25 protein-coding genes are annotated in these 24,381 nt (G+C 62.9%); 16 read left to right on the top strand and 9 right to left on the bottom strand.

Going from position 1 to position 24,381, the window contains the following annotated elements; genetic code table 11:
• Positions 1 to 87 precede the first annotated feature (87 nt).
• From NKJ58_RS11055 to NKJ58_RS11040, 4 genes are all read left to right on the top strand, one after another.
• A complete protein-coding gene (locus NKJ58_RS11055; RefSeq protein WP_023683723.1) occupies positions 88 to 621 on the top strand; it encodes a MarR family winged helix-turn-helix transcriptional regulator in 534 nt (177 codons plus the stop codon).
• On the top strand, positions 608 to 1,327 hold the full coding sequence (locus NKJ58_RS11050; RefSeq protein ID WP_023672025.1) for a response regulator: 720 nt from the start codon (positions 608 to 610) through the stop codon (positions 1,325 to 1,327). Before NKJ58_RS11055 ends, NKJ58_RS11050 begins: the two co-directional genes overlap by 14 nt.
• 75 nt (positions 1,328 to 1,402) lie before the next feature.
• Positions 1,403 to 2,818 (top strand): ATP-binding protein, encoded by a 1,416-nt coding sequence (locus NKJ58_RS11045; RefSeq protein ID WP_023672026.1) that lies wholly within the window; start codon positions 1,403 to 1,405, stop codon positions 2,816 to 2,818.
• Positions 2,819 to 3,040: 222 nt separating this feature from the next.
• A complete protein-coding gene (locus NKJ58_RS11040) occupies positions 3,041 to 4,063 on the top strand; it encodes a glycosyltransferase family 4 protein (RefSeq protein WP_352853101.1) in 1,023 nt (340 codons plus the stop codon).
• A 10-nt stretch (positions 4,064 to 4,073) separates the two neighbouring features.
• On the opposite strand, the gene NKJ58_RS11035 is transcribed toward NKJ58_RS11040, so the two are convergent.
• The 3 genes from NKJ58_RS11035 to NKJ58_RS11025 all read right to left on the bottom strand — a co-directional run bounded on the left by NKJ58_RS11035 (position 4,074) and on the right by NKJ58_RS11025 (position 5,559).
• Positions 4,074 to 4,433, bottom strand: coding sequence for a tRNA-binding protein (locus NKJ58_RS11035; protein WP_023672028.1), 360 nt, complete (start codon positions 4,431 to 4,433; stop codon positions 4,074 to 4,076).
• Positions 4,434 to 4,439: 6 nt separating this feature from the next.
• Entirely contained in the window at positions 4,440 to 4,940 is a 501-nt protein-coding gene (locus NKJ58_RS11030) for a type III secretion system chaperone family protein (protein ID WP_006202532.1), read from the bottom strand.
• 316 nt (positions 4,941 to 5,256) lie between these two features.
• On the bottom strand, positions 5,257 to 5,559 hold the full coding sequence (locus tag NKJ58_RS11025; RefSeq protein WP_023672029.1) for an accessory factor UbiK family protein: 303 nt from the start codon (positions 5,557 to 5,559) through the stop codon (positions 5,257 to 5,259).
• A 397-nt stretch (positions 5,560 to 5,956) separates the two neighbouring features.
• Between NKJ58_RS11025 and NKJ58_RS11020 the strand changes: the two genes are divergently transcribed.
• From NKJ58_RS11020 to NKJ58_RS10980, 9 genes are all read left to right on the top strand, one after another.
• Positions 5,957 to 6,196: a BrnA antitoxin family protein gene (locus NKJ58_RS11020; RefSeq protein WP_023683720.1), complete on the top strand. Its 240-nt coding sequence runs from the start codon at positions 5,957 to 5,959 to the stop codon at positions 6,194 to 6,196.
• 103 nt (positions 6,197 to 6,299) lie between these two features.
• A complete protein-coding gene (gene lgt / locus NKJ58_RS11015) occupies positions 6,300 to 7,184 on the top strand; it encodes a prolipoprotein diacylglyceryl transferase (protein ID WP_023672032.1) in 885 nt (294 codons plus the stop codon).
• Complete coding sequence (locus NKJ58_RS11010) at positions 7,181 to 8,245, top strand: class I SAM-dependent methyltransferase (RefSeq protein ID WP_023683719.1); 1,065 nt, start codon at positions 7,181 to 7,183, stop codon at positions 8,243 to 8,245. Before lgt ends, NKJ58_RS11010 begins: the two co-directional genes overlap by 4 nt.
• A gap of 151 nt (positions 8,246 to 8,396) precedes the next feature.
• The gene (gene pgeF, locus NKJ58_RS11005) at positions 8,397 to 9,191 is read left to right on the top strand and encodes a peptidoglycan editing factor PgeF (RefSeq protein ID WP_352853099.1); all 795 of its coding nucleotides are present in this window, start codon (positions 8,397 to 8,399) and stop codon (positions 9,189 to 9,191) included.
• Positions 9,191 to 10,342: a M24 family metallopeptidase gene (locus NKJ58_RS11000; protein WP_023683716.1), complete on the top strand. Its 1,152-nt coding sequence runs from the start codon at positions 9,191 to 9,193 to the stop codon at positions 10,340 to 10,342. The genes pgeF and NKJ58_RS11000 overlap by 1 nt, the downstream gene beginning before the upstream one ends.
• 55 nt (positions 10,343 to 10,397) lie before the next feature.
• Positions 10,398 to 10,994, top strand: coding sequence for a hypothetical protein (locus tag NKJ58_RS10995; protein WP_023683715.1), 597 nt, complete (start codon positions 10,398 to 10,400; stop codon positions 10,992 to 10,994).
• Between the two features lie 141 nt (positions 10,995 to 11,135).
• On the top strand, positions 11,136 to 12,071 hold the full coding sequence (locus NKJ58_RS10990; protein WP_023670050.1) for a ribose-phosphate pyrophosphokinase: 936 nt from the start codon (positions 11,136 to 11,138) through the stop codon (positions 12,069 to 12,071).
• 93 nt (positions 12,072 to 12,164) lie between these two features.
• Positions 12,165 to 12,488 (top strand): hypothetical protein, encoded by a 324-nt coding sequence (locus NKJ58_RS10985; RefSeq protein WP_348524866.1) that lies wholly within the window; start codon positions 12,165 to 12,167, stop codon positions 12,486 to 12,488.
• 339 nt (positions 12,489 to 12,827) lie between these two features.
• Positions 12,828 to 13,799 (top strand): Bug family tripartite tricarboxylate transporter substrate binding protein, encoded by a 972-nt coding sequence (locus tag NKJ58_RS10980; RefSeq protein ID WP_023683714.1) that lies wholly within the window; start codon positions 12,828 to 12,830, stop codon positions 13,797 to 13,799.
• A 35-nt stretch (positions 13,800 to 13,834) separates the two neighbouring features.
• Here NKJ58_RS10980 and NKJ58_RS10975 read toward each other — a convergent pair whose 3' ends face one another.
• Positions 13,835 to 14,707, bottom strand: a complete 873-nt coding sequence (locus tag NKJ58_RS10975) for an AraC family transcriptional regulator (RefSeq protein WP_023751247.1) — start codon at positions 14,705 to 14,707, stop codon at positions 13,835 to 13,837.
• A 203-nt stretch (positions 14,708 to 14,910) separates the two neighbouring features.
• Between NKJ58_RS10975 and NKJ58_RS10970 the strand changes: the two genes are divergently transcribed.
• On the top strand, positions 14,911 to 16,155 hold the full coding sequence (locus NKJ58_RS10970; RefSeq protein ID WP_023683712.1) for an MFS transporter: 1,245 nt from the start codon (positions 14,911 to 14,913) through the stop codon (positions 16,153 to 16,155).
• Between the two features lie 141 nt (positions 16,156 to 16,296).
• Entirely contained in the window at positions 16,297 to 17,211 is a 915-nt protein-coding gene (locus NKJ58_RS10965) for an alpha/beta fold hydrolase (protein ID WP_023683711.1), read from the top strand.
• A gap of 98 nt (positions 17,212 to 17,309) precedes the next feature.
• Here the strand turns inward: NKJ58_RS10965 and NKJ58_RS10960 are convergent, their stop codons facing one another.
• On the bottom strand, positions 17,310 to 18,152 hold the full coding sequence (locus NKJ58_RS10960; RefSeq protein ID WP_155924133.1) for an alpha/beta fold hydrolase: 843 nt from the start codon (positions 18,150 to 18,152) through the stop codon (positions 17,310 to 17,312).
• A gap of 150 nt (positions 18,153 to 18,302) precedes the next feature.
• Here NKJ58_RS10960 and NKJ58_RS10955 point away from each other — a divergent pair, with 150 nt between their 5' ends.
• On the top strand, positions 18,303 to 18,734 hold the full coding sequence (locus NKJ58_RS10955) for a MarR family winged helix-turn-helix transcriptional regulator (RefSeq protein WP_023670043.1): 432 nt from the start codon (positions 18,303 to 18,305) through the stop codon (positions 18,732 to 18,734).
• Between the two features lie 22 nt (positions 18,735 to 18,756).
• On the opposite strand, the gene NKJ58_RS10950 is transcribed toward NKJ58_RS10955, so the two are convergent.
• The 4 genes from NKJ58_RS10950 to NKJ58_RS10935 form a co-directional block, all read right to left on the bottom strand.
• Entirely contained in the window at positions 18,757 to 19,518 is a 762-nt protein-coding gene (locus tag NKJ58_RS10950; protein ID WP_352853098.1) for a glutamine amidotransferase, read from the bottom strand.
• A gap of 178 nt (positions 19,519 to 19,696) precedes the next feature.
• Positions 19,697 to 20,698: a rhamnose ABC transporter substrate-binding protein gene (locus NKJ58_RS10945; RefSeq protein WP_031192988.1), complete on the bottom strand. Its 1,002-nt coding sequence runs from the start codon at positions 20,696 to 20,698 to the stop codon at positions 19,697 to 19,699.
• Between the two features lie 46 nt (positions 20,699 to 20,744).
• A complete protein-coding gene (locus NKJ58_RS10940) occupies positions 20,745 to 21,734 on the bottom strand; it encodes an ABC transporter permease (protein ID WP_352518289.1) in 990 nt (329 codons plus the stop codon).
• A complete protein-coding gene (locus tag NKJ58_RS10935) occupies positions 21,731 to 24,292 on the bottom strand; it encodes an ATP-binding cassette domain-containing protein (RefSeq protein ID WP_352518291.1) in 2,562 nt (853 codons plus the stop codon). The genes NKJ58_RS10940 and NKJ58_RS10935 overlap by 4 nt, the downstream gene beginning before the upstream one ends.
• Positions 24,293 to 24,381: the final 89 nt, after the last annotated feature.

Here is a 24,381-nt window from a genome sequence, read left to right as displayed (position 1 = left end):
TCAGCCGAAAAGCTTGTCAAAAATTACCATTGCGGGGAAATTACGTCAATAGTACTGACATAATTTCCCTCTATGGACGGAGAAATGATGACGGATCGAAGCCCAGCTGCCGGAAAACCGATCAAGACGCCGATCACCGACGAGGACGGCATCGACTTCGCCATCATCGAACTGTTCTTCTTTGCGTATCGCGATTTCACTTCCGATCCGGACCAGATCCTGGCCGATTACGGCTTTGGCCGCGCCCATCACCGGGTGCTGCATTTCGTCAACCGCCGGCCGGGACTGACGGTCGCTGAACTGCTCGACGTGCTCAAGATCACCAAGCAGAGCCTGGCGCGGGTGCTCAAGCAGTTGATCGACACCGACCATATCGTGCAATTGCAGGGTCCGCGCGACCGCCGCCAGCGGGAGCTCTATCCGACAGCCAAGGGGCGCGCCCTGGCGCTGGCCCTGGCGCGGCCACAGTCACGCCGCATCCGTGCTGCATTGGAAGATTCCGGAGCCAGCGAGCGTCCCTTGATCGAACGATTCCTGGAAGCCATGGTCAATCCGGAACTAAGGGCGCAGATCGACATTGTGCCTGCAAACATGTCAGGGAAAAGCCATGGAGACCATTGAGAGGGTGGACCAGCCGACGGCGCCGGACGATGACGCGCCGCATCTGCTTGTGGTCGACGACGACACCCGCATTCGCAATTTGCTCAAGCAGTATCTGACCGAAAATGGTTTTCGCGTCACAGTCGCCGGAAATGCCGGCGAGGCCAGGCGAAAGCTTGCAGGACTCGACTTCGACCTCCTTGTCCTCGACGTCATGATGCCCGGAGAGACCGGCGTCGACCTCACCAAGGCGCTGCGGGCGGAGAAGAACGTACCGATCCTGATGCTCACCGCGCTATCGGAAACCGACAGCCGCATCACTGGGCTCGAGGCCGGCGCCGACGACTATCTGCCCAAGCCCTTCGACCCGCGCGAACTGATCCTGCGCATCAATAACATTCTGCGCCGCGGCGGCCCGGCGACGACGCCCAAGGTCGAGCAGCTGGTCTTCGGCCCCTACACCTTCCAGATCGCCAGGCGCGAGCTGAAGCGGGGCGGCGAGGCGCTGAAGCTGACCGACCGCGAGCAGGAGATCTTGGCGATCTTTGCCGCGCGGGCCGGCGAAACGATCCCGCGTCACGAGCTTGTCGGCGACGATTCGGAAGTCGGCGAGCGCACCATCGACGTCCAGATCAACCGCCTGCGCCGCAAGATCGAGCGCGATCCGTCCAATCCGGTCTGGCTGCAGACGGTGCGCGGTATTGGGTATCGGCTCAGCGTGGAATAGAATGCCGCTGACGGCCGCCCTTGGCCATAGATGTGTGGCCATCGACCAGCGGCCATTGACCCAGCGGAAGGATAAATGGCGACCACGCAACTGGAACGGCCGGAACAAGGCGGCTTTGGCGCGCGCGTATCACGCGCGCTGAAAGCAATGCCGCGTGCCTGGAAGCGGTTCTGGCGGCTGGTTGCGTTCTATATGCCCAAGCGGCTTTATGCCCGCTCGCTGATCATCGTCATCGCGCCGATGATCCTTCTGCAGTCGGTCGTCGCCTTCGACTTCATGGAACGCCACTGGGCAACCGTGACGCAGCGCCTGTCGCAGGCCACCGTGCGCGACATCGCCGCGATCATCGACATGATCGAGACCTATCCGCATGATGGCGACTACGCCAACATCATCCGCATCGCCCAAGACCGCATGCAGTTGAAGGTCGACCTCTTGCCGCCCGACCCGTTGCCGGCGCCTGGACCCAAGCCCTTCTTCTCGATCCTTGACGACGTCCTTTCCACCGAGATCACCCGCCAGATCAACCGCCCGTTCTGGATCGACACGGTCGGCAATTCCAACATCGTCGAGGTCCGCATCCAGCTCGAGGGCAAGGTGCTGCGCGTATTCGTGCGCCGCAGCCAGGCCTATGCCTCCAACACCCACATCTTCCTGATCTGGATGGTCGGGACGTCACTGGTGCTGCTGACGATTGCCATCCCCTTCCTTCGCAACCAGATCCGGCCGATCCTGTCTCTGGCCGAGGCCGCCGAAAGCTTCGGCAAGGGCCGGCCGATGCCGCGCGATTTCCGCCCACGCGGCGCCGAGGAGGTTCGCCGGGCCGGCTTTGCCTTCATCCAGATGCGCGAGCGCATCGAACGCCAGCTGGAACAGCGCACCGCCATGCTGACCGGCGTCAGCCACGATCTCAGAACCATCCTCACCCGCTTCAAGCTGCAGCTGGCGCTGGCCGGCGGCAAGCCCGAGACCAAGGCCGCGCTCAACCAGGACATCGACGACATGCAGTCGATGCTGGAAGGCTATATCGCCTTTGCCCGCGGCGAAGCGTCGGAAGATGCCGGCCATTTCGATCTCGAGGCCTATTTCCAAAAGCTCGGCGAGGAGGCGTCGCTGCACAAGCGCAAGCTATCGACCGTGCTTGCCGGTGATCCGGACGTGCATGTGCGCCCGCACGCTTTCGCCCGGCTGTTGTCCAATGTCGCCGGCAATGCCTTGCGCTATGCCAAGACGGTGGAGATCAGCGCCGATCACGGCCGCGGCTCACTCGTCGTCACCATCGACGATGACGGTCCGGGTATCCCGCCGGAAAAGCGCGAGGACGTGTTCAAACCATTCGTGCGGCTCGACGAGGCGCGCAACCTCGACGCCAGCGGCACCGGCCTTGGTCTCTCTATCGCCCGCGATATTGCCCGCAGCCATGGCGGCGACATCATGCTGGAAGACAGCCCGCTCGGCGGCCTGCGGGCGGTGATCAAGGTGCCCGCCTGACCAAAGCATGATCTGGAAGGCGGGCTCGGCCAAAAACCACCTTCATCCGCCCGTCATGAAACCATGGTCAAGAGCGCGCATGAAGCGCGCGACCTCAGTTGATTCGGCTCAGCCGCCTTACTTCGACCTCGTGCATGCCCGGGTGCGGTGGAGCGAAGCGAGGGCAGCCGGCCCGTACCGCTATCGCATCAAGGCAACCGTCGACCCGAGCAAAGGACCGCCATGCGCATCCTGATGGTCACCGACGCCTGGCGGCCGCAAGTCAACGGCGTCGTCCACACGCTGGAGCGGCTCACCGAAACGCTGAAAACCTTCGACGTTGCGGTCGACTTCCTGACCCCGAATATCTTTCGCACCTTGCCGTTGCCGACCTACCCCGACATGAGGCTGGCGCTGACCACGCCCGGCCATGTCGCGCGGCTGATCGAGGCTCGCAAGGCCGACCATATCCATATCGTCACCGAAGGCCCGCTCGGCATCATGGCGCGGCGCTATTGCCGCAATGCTGGCCGTCCCTTTACCACCAGCTATCACACCCGCTTTCCCGAATATCTCAGCGCCCGCCTGCCGGTGCCGGAGAGCTGGGCCTATCGCTGGCTGCGTGATTTCCACAATTCCGGACAAGGCACGCTGGTCGCCACCCAGTCGCTGGCGGAGGACCTTGCGTCGCGAGGCTTCACCAAGCTCAGGCCGTGGACGCGGGGCGTCGACACCGATCACTTCCGCCCGGACAAGAAGAAGGACCTCGGCTTTCCCGGCCCGGTATTCCTGTGCGTCGGCCGCGTCGCCATCGAGAAGAACCTGAGCGCCTTCCTCGATCTCGACCTGCCCGGCAGCAAGGTGATCGTCGGCGAAGGACCGGAACTGGCCAGGCTCAGGGCGAAATACCCGCAGGCGCATTTCCTCGGCCATCGCCCGAACGATGAGCTGGCCGAGATCTACGCCTCGGCTGATGTTTTCGTTTTCCCCAGCCGCACCGACACGTTCGGCAACGTGATCATCGAGGCGCTGGCCAGCGGCACGCCGGTGGCCGCCTATCCGGTCACCGGACCGATCGACATTGTCGGCGACGGCATCGGCGGCGCGGTGTCGACCGATCTGCGCGAGGCCTCGCTCGCCGCGCTCAATGTCGACCGCGCCGAGGCGCGCGAACGCGCCATGCGCTACAGTTGGAAAGCCTGCGCCGAAATGTTCATGGACACGGTCGAAGAGGCGCTGAGCACAAGGCGCAAGCTGGCCGCCTGACGCAATCTTCCTAAAACAACCTGCCGCCGTCCGGCACCTTGCGCTCGATGGCGCCAAGGACCACGGCGCCTTCCTCATCAGGGAAGCCGAGCGTGAGCACTTCCGACATGAACGGACCGATCTGGCGCGGCGGGAAATTCACCACCGCAAACACCTGCCGTCCCACCAGCGTTTCCGGCGCATAGTATTTCGTGATCTGTGCCGAGGATTTCTTCACGCCGATCTCAGGGCCGAAATCGATCTTCAGCTTGAAGGCGGGTTTGCGCGCCTCGGGGAAAGGCTCGGCCTCGACGATCGTGCCGGCACGGATGTCGACACGATCAAAATCGGCAAAGCTGATCTCGGGCTTGCGCGCGCTGCTCGAACTCATGGAAGCTCAAGCGTTGCCATAGGTCTCGAACAGGACGCCGGCCAGCGCATCCTTGGCCGAGGTTCCCGACCAGACAACGAACTGGAAGGCCTGGAAATAGCACTCGCAGGCTTCAAGCGCCGACGACAAAAGCACCTCGACCTGCTGGCTCGACGGTTCGACCCCGCCGGCGAGCAGCAGCGACTGGCGAAACATGATCGCGCCCTCCTGCTCCCAGAGATCGAAATGGCCAAACAGCATCTGCTCGTTGATCAGCGACAAAAGCCGCATCACTTCCAGCGCGCGGGCTTCCGGCACCTTGATGTCGAAAGCACAGGCCAGATGCAGCGCCTCGAAGTCCTCCATCCACGAGAAGGAGACGTGATAATCGGTCCAGCTGCCGGCAACCGAGATCGAGATTTCGTCATCGCCGGCCCGTTCGAAGGACCAGTCATTGTTATGGGCGACCTGCTCGATGACATCCACCGGATGGATTTCGCGGGAGAATTCGAGTTCGAGAAGTTCCATGGAATGCTTCCTGTGTTCAGGGGAGCGCCACACGCTCCGCGGGGCACACACGACGAACAATCTTGTCTTGAACTCGGACGGCCAGGACTTCACGACACAAAGACCCCGGACCGGACCCCACCGCCCGGCCGCATGACCCTGCTCCGAATCATGCAACAAATTCAGTCTATTGATCGGGAGTCGCGTGAACAGCCTAATTTTTCGCACTGCGTCATCAGCATGTGGAAAGGCGCTGTCACAAAGATTCATGCATCGCCGGTAAACGATTCACGGCAAAGCATTTTTTCGGATTGTGCTTTGTGGAAAAGTTCAAATTTTATTTTTTTGCTTTGGGCTTTGCCGCAGCCACAGGTGCGGCCTGTCCGGTCAATTCGGCAAGCCTGGCCTCGAGCGCATCGATGCGGGCGGCCAGCCTGGTGTTTTCTTCGCGGGCCTTGGCAGCCATGTCGCGGGCAGCCTCGAACTCCTCGCGCTGCACCACATCCATGGTGTTGAGGATGCGCTCGGCCTGCCCCTTGAAGGCAGTCTCCACCTCGCGGCGCACGCCTTGTGCGGCACCCGCGGCATCGGTCATCAGCTTGGCGAATTCATCGAGAATGCGGTTCGGTCCGGTCGACATGGCAAATCCTCGCTTGCTGGAATTGACGTAGTGGCACTGCCTGCGGAATGCAAGAACGTTGAAGCTGGTGCGGCTTCATGTCGGACGCGATTTGGCTCACGGTCCGGCCGACAGATTGCTATTATCGCAAATGGATTCTTGGAACGACGGTTGCCGTGACGGACAGTGCGGACTTGGAGAAGCGCATTGCAGCACTCGATGCAGCACTCGCAAAGGGCATTTCGGATGCCAGTGCGGGCCGGGTCTAGCCTGGCGACGAGGTGCTGGACAGGCTTGAAGCCAAATACAGGGCAATGGCAGAGAGAACCAAGTGAAGTTACTGGTCTTCACAGACCAGCGGCCTAGTTTTCCTCACGACTTGCTCCAGGCAAGAGTCACTCTCATTCAGGATCAACCAATGGCAACGCCCCCGCGCCGACCGACCAATCCGATGGAAGCCGCTGAAGCGGCCTTCAAGCCGGTCAAGAAACCCGCGCCTCCCATTCGCGAACCCTCCGCCGCACCAAACGTTCGCGAGCTTGTCTCGATCAGGATCGATCGCGCCGTGCTCGACCATTTCCAGGAAGATGGCCCCGGCTGGCAAGACAGGATCAACGATGCGCTCAGGCAATTGGTCGCCGGCAAGCCGCAGGGTTGAGCCCATTATCTCTGACGATCAGGCTGTCGTCACCTTGCCTTGACCCCGCCAAAACCCTGCCGCATGGTCCGCGCCCTAACGCGAGCCCTCCCAGGAGATCCTGTTGAACGACTATTTCCCGCTGCCGATGGCGTCGCTGTCCTTCCCCAACATCGACCCGATCCTGGTTCAGATCGGCCCGCTGGCTGTGCACTGGTACGGCATCGGCTATATCGTCGGCATCCTGTTCGCCTGGTGGTACGCCAAGCGGCTCGTCACCAACACAAGGCTGTGGCCTGATGGCGTCTTGCCGATGAAGCCGATCGACCTCGACGATTTCATCGTCTGGGCCGCCGTCGGCGTCGTGCTCGGCGGACGCACCGGCTATGTGCTTTTCTACGATTTAAAGCGCTATATCGACCACCCGCTCGACATCTTCGCCGTCTGGCAGGGCGGCATGTCGTTCCATGGCGGCCTGCTTGGCGTCATCCTCGCCATGACGCTGTTTTCCCTCAAGCGCGGCATCCGCACCTGGACGCTGTTCGACGTGGTGGCAGCCGGCGTGCCGGTCGGGCTCGGCCTCGTCCGCATCGCGAACTTCGTCAATGCCGAACTCTGGGGTCGCGTGACCGACGTGTCGTGGGGCGTCGTCTTCTGCAACGAGCGTCTCCAGCAGACCGTGGCGGGTTGTGTCGCGGGCCTGGAGCCTCGCCATCCGAGCCAGCTCTACGAAGCGCTGCTCGAGGGCGCGGTGCTGTTCCTGGTCCTGCGCTTCCTCACCCATTCGCGGCTGAAGCTGAAGACGCCGCGCTTTGTCGGCGGCGCCTTCATTTGCGGCTACGGCCTGTCACGCATCTTCGTCGAGTTCTTCCGCGAGCCCGACCAGCAGCTCGGCTACCTCCTCGGCGGCTGGCTCACCATGGGCATGGTGCTGTCGCTGCCGATGGTGCTGGCCGGCATCTGGGCGATGGCCACAGCCAAACCGGCGCCGCAACCACAGCCGGCATGACACGGCTGAAGACCCGCATCGTCGACCTGATCGGCGCGCTCGGCCCCCTCCCCGTCAACGAGTACATGGCGCTCTGCCTGTTCGATCCCAGCGACGGCTACTACACCACGCGCGAGCCGTTCGGCGCCGCCGGCGACTTCGTCACCGCACCCGAGATCAGCCAAATGTTCGGCGAACTCGTCGCCGTCTGGCTCTATCAGGCCTGGCTGGCGATCGGCCGACCCCTGCCGGTCACCATCGCGGAGATCGGGCCTGGCCGCGGCACGCTGATGAAGGACATGCTTCGCACCCTGACGCGGCTCGATCCGGCTATCGCCGCCGGAGCATCCTTCGCTCTGGTCGAGACCAGTCCGCGGCTGACTGAAATCCAGAAGCAGACGCTTGCCGAAACTTCGGTTGAGCTCGGCTGGCACGAAACCATCGCCACACTACCGCAGGCGCCGTTGCTGATTGTCGGCAACGAATTGTTCGACGCTGTGCCGATCCGCCAGTTCATCCGCGCCGGCGCCGGCTGGCGCGAACGGGTGATCGGCCTCGATGTCTCAGACGAGTTGAGCTTCTTCGCCGGCGCCGGCTCGGTCGAGGCGACGCTGCTGCCGGAAGACGCCGCCGAGGCGCCACAAGGCTCTATTTTCGAAATAGCACCGGCCCGCGCGGCACTGATGGCGACCATTGCCGAACGCATAGCCGACCACGGCGGCGCCGGGCTGTTCCCCGATTACGGCCATCTCCAGCCCGGTTTCGGCGACACATTGCAGGCCGTGCGCAGGCACGCCCCCGAAGATGTGCTGGCCAATCCCGGCGAAGCCGATCTCACCGCCCATGTCGACTTCGCTGCACTGGCCGCCGTCGTGCGGGCGCATGGCCTCGATGTGGAATTGGCGACGCAGGGCGACTTTCTGCTTGGCACGGGATTGCTTGAGCGAGCTGGCCAGTTGGGCAGCCAGGCAAGCCAAGAGGCACGACAAACCATTGCCGATGCCGTCGAGCGCCTGGCCGGCCCCGACGGCATGGGCACGCTGTTCAAAATCCTGAAAATCCTGCCGCATCAGCCAGTCTGACCCTCAGAGATCGTTACAAGCCGTCTCGCCATGTCGCTTGTGGTCGCATGCCTGCTTTTGGCCAATGCAAAGTCGACGCGGCAGCACTGTCGCAATCACTCGGCCGAACTTCGCCTTGACGAAAACGCCGGCGCGGACAACAAACCCATCCATGATGAATCAGACCAAACCGGATCCTGTTCGCTCGCCGCTGCTGGAAGCGGCCAAGCCGCGAGGTATCCGCCATGGCTATTTCACCCGTATCGGCGGCGTCTCCGGCGGCATCTATCAGGGACTTAACATCGGCACCGGCTCGGATGACGATCAGATGCTGGTCGCCGAGAACCGCCGCCGCGTCGCTGCCTGGATGGGTGTGCCGGCCAGCCATCTCCTGACCGCGCATCAGGTCCACTCGCCCGATGTCGTTATTGCCAGGGAACCCTTTCCCGGCCCGCGGCCCAAGGCCGACGCCATCGTCACCGACCGGCCGGGCATCGCCATCGGCGCCTCGACGGCCGATTGCGGCCCCGTGCTGTTCGCCGATGCGCAAGCGCGCATCATTGGCGCTGCACACGCCGGCTGGAAGGGCGCTTTCACCGGTGTGCTTGAAAACACCATTGCCGCGATGGAAAGCCTCGGCGCCCGCCGTGAGCGCATCATTGCGGTTCTCGGTCCTTCGATCGGCCCCGACAATTACGAGGTCGGGCCGGAATTTGTCGCCCGTTTCGTCGAAGCCGATGCCGAAAACATCGGCTATTTCGCGCCTTCGGCCAATCCGGCGCATGCAATGTTCGATCTCAACCTCTATACGGTCGACCGGCTGAAGAAGGCTGGCGTGACCGCGCAGGGGCTTGGCAGCTGCACCTATGCCGAGGAGGATCTCTTCTTTTCCTACCGGCGCGCGACGCATCGCAAGGAACCGGACTACGGTCGGCAGGTTTCGGCAATTGTTTTGGAGAACGGATAATGGCGCTGCATTTCGAACGGTCGGAATTTGACGCCCGGCGTGACCGGTTGATGATCGAGATGACGGAAAAGAAGCTCGATGCTGTACTGCTTTTCGCCCAGGAGAGCATGTACTGGCTAACCGGCTACGACACGTTCGGCTTCTGTTTCTTCCAGTGCCTGGTTGTGAAGGCTGACGGCTCGATGGTGCTGCTCACCCGCTCGGCCGATTTGCGCCAGGCGCGCCACACATCGATCATCGACAACATCGTGCTGTGGACCGACCGCGACGGCGCCAACCCGGCGGTCGACCTGCGCAACCTGCTCAACGACCTCAATCTCCTCGGCGCCCGCATCGGCGTCGAATACGACACCCATGGCCTGACCGCCTTCAATGGCCGCCGCGTCGACGAGCAGCTGCAGACCTTCGGCCAGATCGCCGACGCCTCCGGTATTGTCGGCCGTCTGCGCCTGTTCAAGAGCCCGGCTGAAATCGCCAAGGCCGAAAAGGCCGCCAACCTTTCCGACGACGCGCTCGACGCGGCCCTGCCGCTGATCAAGCAGGGCGGCGACGAAGCGCTGATCCTTGCCGCCATGCAGGGCGCGGTGTTTGCCGGCGGCGGCGACTATCCGGCCAATGAATTCATCATCGGCTCGGGCATTGACGCGCTGCTCTGCCGCTACAAGGCCGGGCGCCGCAAGCTGACCAAGAACGATCAGCTGACGCTCGAATGGGCCGGCGTGTTCCATCACTATCACGCGCCGATGATGCGCACCGTGCTGACCGGCAAGGCGTCGAAGCGCCATCAGGAGCTGTTCGACGCCGCCCGCGCGGCTCTTCTGGCGGTCGAGAAGGCGATGACGCCCGGCAACACCTTCGGCGACGTCTTCGACGCGCATGCCCGCACGCTGGAGGCGCACAGCCTGACCAAGCATCGGTTGAACGCCTGCGGCTATTCCGTCGGCGCCCGCTTCACCCCGTCCTGGATGGATATGCCGATGTTCTACCAGGGCAATCCCGAGCCGATCGCGCCCAACATGACATTGTTCGCGCACATGATCATCATGGACTCCGAAACCGAGACGGCGATGACGCTTGGCCGCACCTACCTGACCACCGAATCCCAGCCGAAGCCGCTTTCACGCCATGATCTCGACTTGATCGTACAGTGAATCCATAATGGTTGGTCCACGCGGGGGCGTTCGCGACTAAGGAGTTTTCGGGCAGATGAGACGATCGCATGTGACGACCGTGTCATTGCTCGCAGCGCTTGTGCTGGCCGCTTGCACCAATGCCAAGGACGTCCTTGAGCCGTCCGCCATCACGCCGCCGGCAGCCTCGGCCCAACCGGCTCAGCCCTTGGCTGCCCCGGGCATCGCGCCCGCCGCCACACCAGAGCCGGCCGTCGGCGCCACGACACCCGCCAACCCCGCGCAGAGCGCCGCCGCTTTGTCGAAGACTCGGCTGCAGATCGCGCCGATCGTCGGCGCCTCCGTGGAAGCGGCAACGCCGCTGACGGCCGAACTGCAGACACGCGCCAAGCAGCGCGGCATCACCCTTGCCGGCAGCGCCGACCAGGCCGCCACCCATGTGCTGAAGGGCTACTTCTCGACCATGACGGAAGGCAAGGATACCACCGTTATCTATGTCTGGGACGTCTATGACCCCGCTGGCAACCGGCTACACCGCATCAATGGCCAGCAGAAGGCGCCCTCGGTCAATGCCGCCGAAGGCTGGCCCGCGGTTGCACCCGCTACCATGCAGGCGATCGCCGACCAGACGATCGACCAGTTCGCGGCCTGGCTCGGCGGCAGCGCCGGCTGATCCGCCTGTTACCGGCTTCCGTTCACTGTTGACGTTTTTGAGATTAGCCGGCGGATTCCCGTCAACGAGGCTTGCAATACCGGCACGGCTCGCTACAAGCCCGATTAAGAGGACCTCCCCATCCTTCGCCAGGAACGGTGCATGAAGCTTTTCGCGGGCAATTCCAACCGGGTGCTGGCCGAAGCGGTCGCCCGCTATCTCAATGTCCCGCTGGGCAAGGCCAGCGTCAGACGCTTCGCCGATCAGGAAATCTTCGTCGAAATCCAGGAAAACGTGCGCGGCGAGGATGTCTTCATCCTGCAGTCGACCTCGTTCCCGACCAACGATCATCTGATGGAACTGCTCATCATGATCGATGCCTTCATGCGCTCCTCGGCCAAGCGCATCACCGCGGTCATCCCCTATTTCGGTTACGCCAGGCAGGATCGCCGGGCCTCGGGCCGCACACCGATCTCGGCCAAGCTGGTCGCCAACATGATCACCCGCGCTGGCGTCGACCGCGTTTTGACGCTCGACCTCCATGCCGGCCAAATCCAGGGTTTTTTCGACATTCCGACCGACAATCTGTTCTCGGTGCCGGTGATGGCCCGCGACGTGAAGGCAAAATACAAACAGCTTGCCAATGTCGTCGTCGTCTCGCCCGATATTGGCGGCGTGGTGCGCGCCCGCGCGCTCGCCAAACGCTTCGACGCACAACTGGCCATCGTCGACAAGCGCCGCGAACGTCCCGGTGAATCCGAAGTGATGAACATCATCGGCGCGGTCGCCGGCAAGGATTGCCTGCTGATCGACGACATCGTCGATTCCGGCGGCACGCTGTGCAATGCCGCCGATGCGCTGCTCGCCAACGGCGCTACCAGCGTCACTGCCTATATCACCCACGGCGTGCTGTCGGGCGGTGCGGTCGCCCGGATCAGCGGCTCGAAGCTGCAGGAACTGGTGATCACCGATTCCATCCAGCCGACGCAAGGCGTGCTCGACGCCCCGAATATCCGCGTCATCTCCATCGCCGACCTGATTGGCGAGGCGATTTCGCGCACAGCGACCGAAGAGTCCGTGTCGAGCCTGTTCGATTAATCCATGTTGCCCAAAAGCGTGCCCACGGGCCTGGCTCGGGGGTAATCTCGTTTTTGGAATCTGCCCCAAACCGTCGTGAAAGGAGCGCAGCTGATGCGCAATCGAATCAAGGCTGCAGGCATCGCAGGAATGCTTCTCGCAATCGGCATCGCCAGCGCGGCCTATGCGCCGACAATCGCTCCGGTTTCGACCGCGCAGGCGCAAACGGAATATCTTCCCACCGAAAAGGATTTCATCGGCAAATGGAGCATCGCAGGGTCCGCAATCCGGCCACCGCGTGATCTGAAAGAGCCGGCGAAGCCCGACCAGGATGCGGCTGCGACCGAATTTCAGCAGACTGTGACCGCCTTTTATGGCGCCTTCGACTATCTGGAGATCACGGCGGACGGCCGCTACAATTTTCACCCAACCGGGTGACCCGGCATCGGGGCCTTGCGTCTGGTGCGGGACATGGTCGTTCAAGAACGATTCCCTCTGGCTCGAACTGGACACGGCGCCCAGGCTCGACATCTACGCCGAGGGCGGCGACATGCAGATGACCTACACGGCCGAGCCTGAAGAGACGTCACGATACAAATGGCTTGTTTTCAGCTGGACCAAGGCTGATTGAACTGAGGGGTGAGGCGTTCTCGCGCACGCCAACCGAAGCATCGGTGTCAAGCCCGATCTCCTGAGGCGGGCAGTCAGTCCATGGTTGCATTGTGCGAGGAGTTCACCATGGCCATACTGCCCCTCCAATCAACGGAGGAGTAGCAGATGCGGCGTAGGACTTTGCTCGGGCTCGCGGTTTCCATCGCAGCCACCCTTTCAGCACCGGCGGCCTGGGCCGCCGATTTTCCGGACCGGACCATCACCATGGTTGTCCCCTTTTCCGCCGGTGGCTCGACGGATCTGGTCGCGCGCCTAGTCGCCAACAAGATGTCCGAAAAGCTGGGCCAGCAGATTGTCGTCGAAAATGTCGGCGGCGCCGGGGGCAGCATCGGCGCTGCCCAGGTCGCCCGAGCCGAACCGGACGGCTACACGATCCTGATGGGCACGGTCGCAACCCACGCGCTCAACCCGCTGATCCTGAAGACAAAGCCCTACGACGCGGAGAAGGATTTTGCGCCGATATCGTTGCTCGTGCTGGTGCCAAACGTCCTGGTCGTAAACCCTGAATTCCCCGCCAAGGACGTCAAGGAACTGATCGAGATGCTGAAGAAGGACCCGGACAAATATGCCTACGCCTCATCAGGCAATGGCACCCCGCTGCATCTCTCCGGCGAGCTTTTCAAGACGATGGCCGGCGTCAGTATGCAGCACATTCCCTACAAGGGCGCCGGACCGGCCTTGAACGACGTTATCGGCAATCAGGTGCCGATGATGTTCGACAACCTCCCCTCTTCATCGGGCCATATCAAGAGCGGGACGCTGAGAGCGCTTGGCGTCACCACCAAGGAGCGCGTTCCCTCCTTCCCCGACATACCGGCCATTGCCGAAACCATTCCCGGCTATGAAACCTACAGCTGGAACGCTCTGTTCGCGCCCGCAGGCACGCCGCCGGAGGTCGTCGCCGTTCTTCAGAAGGCGGCAGTTGAAGCCCTGAAAGACCCTGATGTGATCGCCCGCATGGCCCAGTTCAGCGCCTCGATCGTGGCCTCCACCCCGGAAGAGCTTGGAGTGCATGTGAAGGCCGAACTCGCCAAATGGGAACCGATCGTCAAGGCCAGCGGCGTTCAGCTGGACTAGGGCCTACGGCAAAGTACTGCGGGCTTTTCCTGGCGCTACGGCGCCGGGGCCTCAAGCCGAGGCTGAGCCCGCCGCATGCCTTCGTCGCGGGCGCCGCGCATATAGCCGCGCGGCGAGGCGCCGAGCATGCGCTTGAACATGGTTATGAATGCCGGCACGCTGTCATAACCGAGGTCGAGCGCCACCCTGGTGATTGGCTCGCCGTCGGCGAGCCTGGGAAGTGCCGCGAACAGGCAGGCCTGCTGGCGCCATGTCGACAAGGACAGTCCGGTCTGGCGGTGGAAGGCACGGGTGAAGGAGCGCCGGCTCATCCCCGCGGCATCGGCCCACTCGTCGATCGTGGCATGCGGCGACGGTGCCGCGACGAAGCGTCGGCAGAGCGCCGCCAGCCTGGGATCAGACGGGAACGGCAGGCCGAGCGGCCGTTCCGGCAAGGTCGGGATCTCGTGCAGCAAGAGGTTCATGATCAACCCGCCGCGGCCTTCCAGTTCGCCGCCTTGCGGCAGCTTTTCCGATTCGACGATCAGGCTGTGCATCAGTTCGGTGACGCCGACGACGCGCAAACCTTCCGGCAGGCCGGGGATCGCGCCCGGCATCACATAGACCGAGCGCATCGAGACATCGCCCAGCATTTCGACGGAATGCTCGGTGCCGGCCGGTATCCACATTGCATGGTCGGGCGGCACCATCCAGCGCCCGTACCTGGTCGTCACCAGCACGACACCGACCAGCGCATGCAGCAGCTGGCTGCGGCTGTGGCGGTGTTGCGGCACGAGGTAACCGTCCGGATATTCGGTCGGCAAAGCCACCGCCGGCCCGGAAACCTCCTCCAGCCACTGCCAGCGGCTTTCGTGCAATCGGCCGAGATCGGCATTGCCGGCGCGGAAGATGTCCCTGCCATGTGGCATCGGCTATGGCCCACTTGCGAAACTATTGGACCAAACCACGAAAGAAGTCGCCTCGCAAGCGGCTTATAAGGCAGCCATCCCCAGGGCGCTCCGCAGGGGCGTCGCCCAAGCGCTTCAGACGAGCGTCCTTAAGGCGGTCCGCGGGAGCGGCCGCCAAGCCTGCCCGCGGGCAAACACCCGCCAAAAAGACCTCGGAGCCTGCCTTGACCGATACGACAGCCACCAGCATTGCACCGCAGCCAAGCGCCAGCCTCCCTTCAGCCCAGGCGACCGCCTTCACCGTCATTCTGGCGGTGAGCTTTTGCCACGGCATTAACGACATCATGCAATCGCTGCTGCCGGCGATCTATCCGCTGCTGAAAGAGAACTACGGTCTCGATTTCTGGCAGATCGGTCTTTTGACCTTCACCTTCCAGGTCACGGCGTCGCTGCTGCAGCCGGTCATCGGCATGATCACCGACAAGCGGCCAATGCCCTATTCGCTGCCCTACGGAATGGCGTCCTCGCTGATTGGCCTGATCGTGCTCGCCTATGCCGGCCACTATGCGCTGCTTCTGGTCGGCGCCTCGCTGATCGGCATCGGCTCGGCGATCTTCCATCCGGAATCCTCGCGCATTGCCCGCTTTGCCTCCGGCGGCCGCTTTGGCCTGGCGCAATCTTTGTTCCAGGTCGGCGGCAATTTCGGCCAGTCGATGGGGCCGTTGCTCGCTGCCTTCATCGTCGTGCCCTTCGGCCAGACCAGCATTTCATGGTTCGCCGTCGGTTCTCTGATCGGCATCATCGTTTTGTCGCGGGTCGGCGGCTGGTACAGCCGGATGCGCGCCGCGCAGGGCAATCGCAAGGCGGCAAGCTTCGTCTCGCCCTTCCCGCGCAAGAAAGTGATGGGTGCGCTCATCGTCCTGACGCTGCTGGTGCTGACCAAGAATGCCTACATCGCCTCGCTCTCCAGCTACTACACCTTCTATTCCATCCATAAGTTCGGCGTGTCGGTGCAGATGAGCCAGGTCATGCTGTTCCTGTTCCTCGGCGCCTCGGCGCTGGGCATCCTGCTCGGCGGACCGTTCGGCGACCGCTACGGCCAGAAGGCGATGATCTGGTTCTCGATCGTCGGCGTGCTGCCGTTCACGCTGGCGCTGCCCTACGCCAATTTCGAATGGACGATGGTGCTGACGGTGCTGATCGGCCTGATCCTGTCCTCGGCCTTCTCCAACATCGTCGTGTTTGCGCAGGAGTTGGTGCCGGGACGTGTCGGCACCATCGCCGGGATCTTCTTCGGCTTCGCCTTCGGCATGGGCGGCATTGCAGCCGCCGTGCTCGGCGTCGTCGCCGACTTGAAGGGCATCGATTTCGTCTTCCAGATCTGCTCGTATCTGCCGCTGCTCGGCCTGCTGACGGTGTTCCTGCCCAACATGAAGGAAGCCAGGAAGGCGCAAGCGGCGGCCAGATAAAACCGGTCGATTTTGCGGATTTGGCGCAGGGCGCGGCATTGCTGCGCCCTCTGTGATTCTTTCACCATGCGCTGGTTGAAAAGCCTGCTAGAGATAGTCATCAACGAAGGCTTGGGGCCTTCGACGTCTCTGGGGGATGACATGCGCAAGACCGTATTGGCCGTATTGGGTGTGCTTCTTGTTACCTTGCCGGCGACGGCACGCATCGTTCCTTTTCCGCCGGGTTTCAAGACGCAGTCCGTCGAAACCAACGGCACCAAACTCTATGTGCGCGTTGGCGGCAAGGGTCCCGCCGTCGTGATGCTGCACGGCTTTGCCGATACCGGAGACATGTGGGGCGCCGCGGCCATCGCCCTCGCAAAGGACCACACCGTCATCGTGCCGGACCTGCGCGGCATGGGTCTGTCGGCCCACCCGGAAGCGGGCTACGCCAAGAAGAACCAGGCCGTCGACATCGCCGGCGTGTTGGATGCCCTGAAGATCGACAAGGCAGATCTCGTCACCCACGACATCGGCAACATGGTCGGCTATGCGCTTGCCGCGCAATATCCCAAGCGCATCACCAAATGGGTCATCATCGATGCGCCGCTGCCCGGCATCGGCGATTGGGAAAAGATCAAGCAAAGCCCGCTGCTTTGGCACTTCAACTTCCGCGGCCCGGATATGGAGCGGCTGGTCGCAGGGCGCGAGCGCATCTATCTCGATCGCTTCTACAACGAACTGTCGGCAGACCCCAAGAAGATCGACGAGGCCACGCGCAAGCACTACGCCAGACTCTATGCCCGCCCGCATGCGATGCATGACGCTTTCGAGCAGTTCAAGGCGTTTGACCAGGACGCGATCGACAACCAGGCGATGCTCGCCGCCGGCGGCAAACTGACCATGCCGGTACTGGCTGTCGGCGGTGAAAAATCCGCTGGCACTACGCAGGCCGATCTCCTGCGGCTTGTTGCGACCGATGTCACGGGCGGCATCGTGCCCGCTTCCGGACACTGGATCATGGAGGAAAACCCCGACGACACCGTCAAACTGATCACTGGTTTTCTCGATAAATAGGCACTGTCCCGCTGACATTTCGACGAAAGCAAATGCACCCGCCCGGCGGCGGGTGCCTTGCCTATCCAACTGGACGATGTCTATTCAACTGAACGATTCTAGGCCTTGAAGAACGCCAGCAGGTCGACATTGATGACATCGGCATGGGTCGTCGCCATGCCGTGCGGGAAGCCCTTGTAGACCTTGAGCTCGCCCTTTTTGAGCAGCTTGACAGCCAGCAGCGCGGAGTCGGCGATCGGAACGATCTGGTCGTCGTCGCCATGCATCACCAGCACCGGCACGTCGATGGCCTTCAGATCGTCGGTGAAGTCGGTTTCCGAGAACGCCTTGATGCAATCGTAATGCGCCTTGGTGCCGCCCATCATGCCCTGGCGCCACCAATTCTCGACGACAGCCTGCGACACCTGGGCGCCGGGGCGGTTGAAGCCGTAGAACGGGCCGGCCGCAATATCGTGGAAAAACTGGGCGCGGTTGGCTGCCTGGGCGGAGCGGAAACCATCGAACACCTCGATCGGCAGGCCACCCGGATTGGCCGCCGTCTTCAGCATGATCGGCGGCACCGCGCCGAGCAGTGCGGCCTTGGCGACACGGCCACCGGAACCGTACTTCGCGACATAGCGGGCCACTTCGCCGCCACCGGTGGAATGGCCGACATGGATCGCGTCCTTGAGGTCGAGATGCGCCGCAAGCTCCGCGACATCAGCGGCGTAGGTGTCCATCTCGTTGCCGGTATCGGTCTGGGTGGAGCGGCCATGGCCGCGCCGGTCATGGGCAATGACGCGATAGCCCTTGGACAGGAAGAACAGCATCTGGGCGTCCCAGTCGTCGCTGCTCAGCGGCCAGCCGTGATGGAAGACGATGGGTTGTCCCGTTCCCCAATCCTTGTAGAAAATTTCGGTGCCGTCCTTGGTGGTGATCGTGCTGCTGCCGGGCTTGGTCATCTCGCTCTCCATTGATTGCTTCCGCGATAATCAATATCGCGATAACCATACGACTAGCGCAGGTCCAAATCCTTGTCTACAGAAAATATGTATCGCGATATCATTTTTCGTGGTACATATTGATGTGCTCAGTCGGCAAAGGAATGCCTCGTGCCTCTCCCGTTGGACAACCAGCTCTGCTTCACGCTTTACGCCACCAGCATGGCAATCAATCGCACCTACAAGCCCATGCTGGACGAGATGGGCATCACCTATCCGCAATATCTCGTGCTGAACGCACTTGCCGAAGCCGGCGGGATGTCGGTCGGCTCGATTGCGCACAGGCTCGCTTTGGAATCGAGCACCATCACGCCGCTGGTGAAGCGCATGGAACAGGCCGGTCTCGTCACCCGCCAGCGCAGCCAGACGGACGAGCGCCAAGTGCAGGTCGACCTGACGCCTGCCGGCCGCGCGCTGCTCGTCCAGTGCAACTGCCTCAACGAAACCCTGATCGAACGCTCGGGCATGACGATGGCTGATCTCGATGCCTTGAATCGGCGGATCCAGGCGCTGCGCGAAGCGTTGAGCAGCAAGCCGGACTAGCTGCCCTACAAACACGCCAGGCTTAATCCTTGCCGGCCAGCCAGCGCACGACGTTGCCCATCAGCTTGCCGTAGAGCGGCCAGCCGAGAAAGTCCTGCGACAGCCAGTGCGGGCCGATATCCGTCGCCCAGGCGACAGTGCGGCCGTGGCCAACGCTGCGAGCAGCAAGCAGCGGCCAGTCCGTGCCGCGATACTGGCAGGTCGCCAGAAGCTGGGACGAGCCGTCGCGCCTGAAATCGAGTTTGTTCATGCCGAGGATCGGCGGCAACGGACCCGCGACACCGGCAAGGATCGGATGCGACGCCTGAAGGATCGACGGCTGCAGGCCTTGCGGCACTTCCAGCCCGTCCGAGAATGGCAGGCAGCGCACGGGCAGCATGTCCTCGACCGGGGTGTCGTGGAAACGCGCCGTGCCGAACATACCCTGGAATCCCATATAGCCTCCGGCCAGCATCAGCCCGCCGCCGCCTTCGACATAGGCCTTGAGGACCTCGAGGCGGTTGACGCCAATGCGCCCGGCGCGGGCCTCCGGCGTGACACGCAAGGTCAGCGCGCCGACATCGGAGATCACCACCGCCTGGTATTCGGCCAGCGCGTCGAGGTCATACGGAAATTCGGCCGCGCAGCGATCGCCACCGATCTGCGTCACCGCTATCCCCTCTGCGGCAAGTGCGGCATTGAAGGCCGTCGCGCCGTTTACCCACGTCGCACTCGTCAGCACATCGCCGCCGGCGGCGACCGAGGTCGTCGCCGCGAAGGTCTCGCCTGCCAGCAAGAGTTTCATCGTCGCCCTCGCACTGTTCGACTGAGGATTGAAAGGCGAGCGCCGGCTCGAACCGGCGCCCGCAAAGCCTTGGGAGGCTTAGAACAATTCCAGGAAAAGTGTGACCGGTTTTCCGTCCGGAATTGCGTAAAACAAAGGGATAGAGCGGTTCGCCGTTTCCGTGAAACGGTGAAACGCTCTAGAACTTGAACTCGGCCAGGTTTTCCGGCGTCACGATCTTGGCCGGGCCGAGGATCAGTTCACCGCTGGCGCCGATCGTGTATTCGCCGAGCCTGCCCGCCGTGAACTTCTCACCTTCCTTGCCGGTGATCTTGCACTGCGCTAGCGCCTGGGCCGCCTGATAGGTCAGGTAGCCGAGATCGGTGACATTCCACCAGATATCCTGGGCAGCGCCATCCTTGATGTACTTCGAAATCAAAGTGGCCGGCGCAAGGCCGGTCAGCTTGACCTTGCCGATCATGCCGGCTTCCTCGAGTGCGCGCGCGGCCGCCGGAAGGCCAATGCCTGCCGGCACGATGATCACCTTGAGATCCGGAAACGCCTGCACCAGCGCCAAGGCCTGCTGCTGGTTGACCTGCTCGCTCTCCTCGCCATAGGCGACCTGCACCAGTTTCATCTTGGCGTATTTCGGCTCTGCCGCCATCTTCGCCTTCATGAAGTCGATCCAGGCGTTCTGGTTGGTCGCCGTCGGCGTCGACGACAGGATGGCGAACTCGCCTTCGCCGCCGCTGAGGTTGAATGCGCTTTCCAGCATCATTTCGGCCAGACTGTCGCCCTTCACCTGGTTCACGAACACCGCGCGCGCATCGGCCGCGACGTCGGAATCGTACGATATCACCCGGACGCCTTGCTGAACGGCGCGCTTCAGCGCAGGCGCAACCGCATTGGCGTCGTTGCCGGCGATAGCGATGACCCCGACCTTCTGCGACACAAGGCTGTTGATGAATTCGATCTGTGCCTCGGCCGTCGCCTGCGACGGGGCGACCTGGGTGGCGGTGCCGCCAATTTCCTTCGCAGCCTCCTCGGCGCCGCCGAAAGCCACCTTGAAGTAGGGATCGGTGTCGAGCTTGGGCAGGAAGCCGACGATCACCGGTTCCTTGGCGCATTCCTGGCTGTAGGCCAGCGAGGCCGGCGCAAGCAGAACCGCGGATGCGAGCAGGGCTATTCTAAACGCTTTCATTGTGTCTCCTCCGTCAGAATTCGGGCTTGAAGAAAGGGGCCCGAGATCACCCCTTGGTTTCGCGCAGGACGCGCGATCTTGACAGCCGCTCCTCCAGGGAGCGCCAGTAATTGCCGACCAGCAGCGAGCCGATCAGAAGCAGGCCGATGATCATGCCTTGAGCGTCGCCGCCGATCTGGTTGAGCGCCAGCACATTTCGGATGATGGCGATCAACAGCAGCGCCAGCATGACCCCCGTGAGCCGCCCCTTACCACCGAAGACGCTGACGCCGCCGAGCAGCACGATGGTGATGACATCGAGCTCCATGCCGAGCGCATTGTTGGCGCGGGCATTGGAAAGGCGCGCGGTATAGACGATGCCGGCGATGGCTGCGACCATGCCCGAAACGACGAACAGCTTCAGCACCATTTTGCGCGTATCGATGCCGGAATAACGCGCCACTTCGGGGCTGCCGCCGAGCGCATAGATGCGCTTGCCGGTCGGCGTCTTCTGCAGCACCACCGCGAAGATCGGCGCCAGCAGCAGGAACGGCACGATGGTCCACGGGATTTGTGTGCCCGGCAGATTGCTGATGCCGAAATCGACAACCGCCGGCGGCAATATGTTGACCGAACCGGTGCCGAGCAGGATGTAGCCAATGCCCCGATACAGCGCCATGGTGCCGAGCGTCACCACCAGCGACTGCAACCCGAGGCCCGACACCAGATAGCCGTTGAAGGCGCCGAGCAGGCCGCCGAAGACGAGCGTCAGCGGAATGGCGGCCAGCGTCGGCACGCCGCCCTGGACGAGCAGGCCAAACACCACGGATGTCAGCGCCAGCACCGAGGCGATCGACAGGTCGATCTCGCGGGTGATGATGAGCAGCGTCATCGGCAGGATCAGCAACGCCTTTTCCGAGGCGCTTGCGGCCAATTGCGAGAGGTTGAAGCCGGAGACGAAATTCGGCACGAAGACCGCCGCATAGATAAAGACGACGAGGCAGGCGGTCGCCAGCAGCAGATCCCAGAAGTCGATCGAGCGGATAAACTTTCTCATCTCGCCCTCGCCTGTCTTGCCTGTTCGGCACGCCGCGCGATGAAGGTGTCGATGCCGATGGCAACCAGGATCACCAGGCCATAGACGCCCTGCAGCCAGAGCGGGTCGACACGCACCAGCGTCAGCCCGTTCTTGATGACCAAGAGCGTGAGCGCGCCAAGGATGATGCCGAGCAGCGTGCCCGAGCCGCCGCGGATGGCGACGCCGCCGACCACGGCGGAGGCGATCACCGTGAGTTCGAAGCCGAGCGCGACGCGGGCATCGATGGTGGCGTAGCGCGAAGCCCACAGGGCGCCGCACAGGCCGCCTAGCAGGCCGGCCATGCCGAAGGCCAGCAGGATGCGCCGGTCGACCGGAATGCCGATCAGCCTTGCGCCGTCCGGGTTGGAACCGGTGGCAAACAGCTCGCGCCCGGTTGCGGTGCGATAGAGCAGCACATAGCCGGCGCACAGGATGACAATAGCGATGACGACGATCAGCGGCACGCCTGCGATCTTCAGCCCGGTCATGTCGAGCCAGGCTTGCGTGACTTCGTCGGCGCTGACCTGGTCGCCCGCCGCCCAGATCGAGTTGAAACCGCGGAAGATCGACATCGAAGCCAGCGTAACGACGATGGCCGGGATCTTTCCCCTGGTAACGACAAGGCCGTTGAGCAGTCCGGCAAAGCCGCCGACCGCGCAGGCGGTGATCAGGCCGATGCCGATGTCCAATCCGGGATAGGCCTGAACCATGCTGGCCGCCATATAGGCGGAGAGGCCGATCACAGCTGCGATCGACAGGTCGATGTTGCGGGTGATCAGCACCAGCATCTGCGCCAGTGCGGCGACAATCAGCAAGGCCGCGTCCATCGACACAGCGGTGAGGTTCGCCGCGCTCACCATGCGCGGGTTGATGATGGTGACCGGAATGGCGACGGCGAGCATTGCCGCAAGCAGGCCGAATTCCCGCCGCTTCAGAAAATCGAACGGTCCTTTTGCCTTTTCCTCCTCGGCGGCGCGTTCTATCTGCGCTGCCTGGCCGGCACGTTCATCGGTCCTGGTCGCCGCTTCCAGTACTTTTTCCTGCGTGGCTTGCCCGCGCGAAAACTCGGCAGTCTGGCGGCCTTCGCGCAGCACGATAATGCGGTCGCACATGCCGATCAGTTCGGGCATCTCTGACGAGATCAGCAGGATCGCCATGCCTTGCGCGGCAAGGTCAGCGATCATTGCATGCACTTCCGCCTTGGTACCGACATCGATGCCTTGCGTCGGCTCGTCGAGGATGAGCACGCGCGGCTCGGTGCGCAGCCATTTGGCCAGCACCACCTTCTGCTGGTTGCCGCCGGATAACTCTTTCACCGGCTGCCCATAGCCGGAAAAGCGCAGCTTCATGCGCTTCAGCCAGTCCGCCACCAGACCGATGGCGCGGTCGGTGCCGTAGAGACCGCGTTGTGCGGCCTTGTCGAGAACAGGTAGCACCGCATTGTCGAGGATGGAGAAATCCATCACCAGGCTCTGGCCCATGCGATCTTCCGACACATAGGCGATGCGCGCATCCATGGCGTCGCGCGCCGAGGCGAACTGCACGGGCTTGCCGTCGATCAGGATTTCGCCGGCGTCGGGCCGGTCGATACCGAACAGCACGCGCGCAATCTCGGTGCGTCCGCTGCCGACCAGACCGCCAAGGCCGAGCACCTCACCTGCGTGAAGCTTGAGGTCGATGCCGGTAAAGCCGCCGGCGCGCGAAAGTCCCTTCCCCTCCAGCACCAGCGCGCCTGAGGCATGGCGCCGTTCGGGATAGAGGTCGGTGACTTCACGCCCGACCATCATGCTGATGGCGGCAGCGCGGCCAAGCTCGGCCTTCGGCTTGACGCCGATCAGGCGCCCGTCACGCAGCACGGCGATGCGGTCGGCGATGCGGAAGATTTCATCCATGCGGTGGCCGACGAACATCATCGCCACGCCATGCAGCCTGAGATCGGCAACGACGGAAAACAGCCGCTCGACCTCGCGCTGTGACAGCGCCGCCGTGGGCTCGTCCATGATCAGCACGCGGGCATCCAGCGACAGCGCGCGGGCGATCTCGACCAGTTGTTGTTCAGAGGTACGCAGTGTTCCCAGCCGCGTTGCCGCCGGCACGTCGAGCCCGACGGTAGCCAGCACCTTGCGGGCGCCGGCCAGCATGGCGGCATTGTCGATGCCGCCAAAGCGGTCGCGCGGCATGTGGCCGAGATAGATGTTCTCCGCCACCGACAGATCGGGAAACAGGCCAGGATGCTGGTGCATGACCGCAATGCCGGCCGCCTGCGCGTCATGCGGCGAATGGAAGACGGCTGATTTGCCGTCAACCTCGACATGACCGCTGGTGGGAGAATGCACACCGGCCAGAAGCTTCACGCAGGTGCTCTTGCCGGCGCCGTTTTCGCCAAGCAGCGCCAGCACCTCGCCGGAGCGCAATTCGAAGGAGGCGTCCTTGAGCGCAATCGTGCCGCCGAAAGCCTTCGTCGCCTGAACCAGGGCAACAGGAACAGCCCGCACCACCGCAGCGTCGGCTTCGCTTTGTGTGCCCGAGTGCAGCACGTCTCCTCCTTGACTAGTTATTTTTTCAATTTGCTATTAAATAGCGCAAAGGCGCAACGGCAAAATTGACTTCCATGGTTCCGACGCGC

The sequence above is a fragment of the Mesorhizobium sp. M0139 genome, from assembly GCF_040322455.1.
Classification (GTDB): domain Bacteria; phylum Pseudomonadota; class Alphaproteobacteria; order Rhizobiales; family Rhizobiaceae; genus Mesorhizobium.
This window is presented reverse-complemented; position numbering and strand designations above follow the sequence as displayed.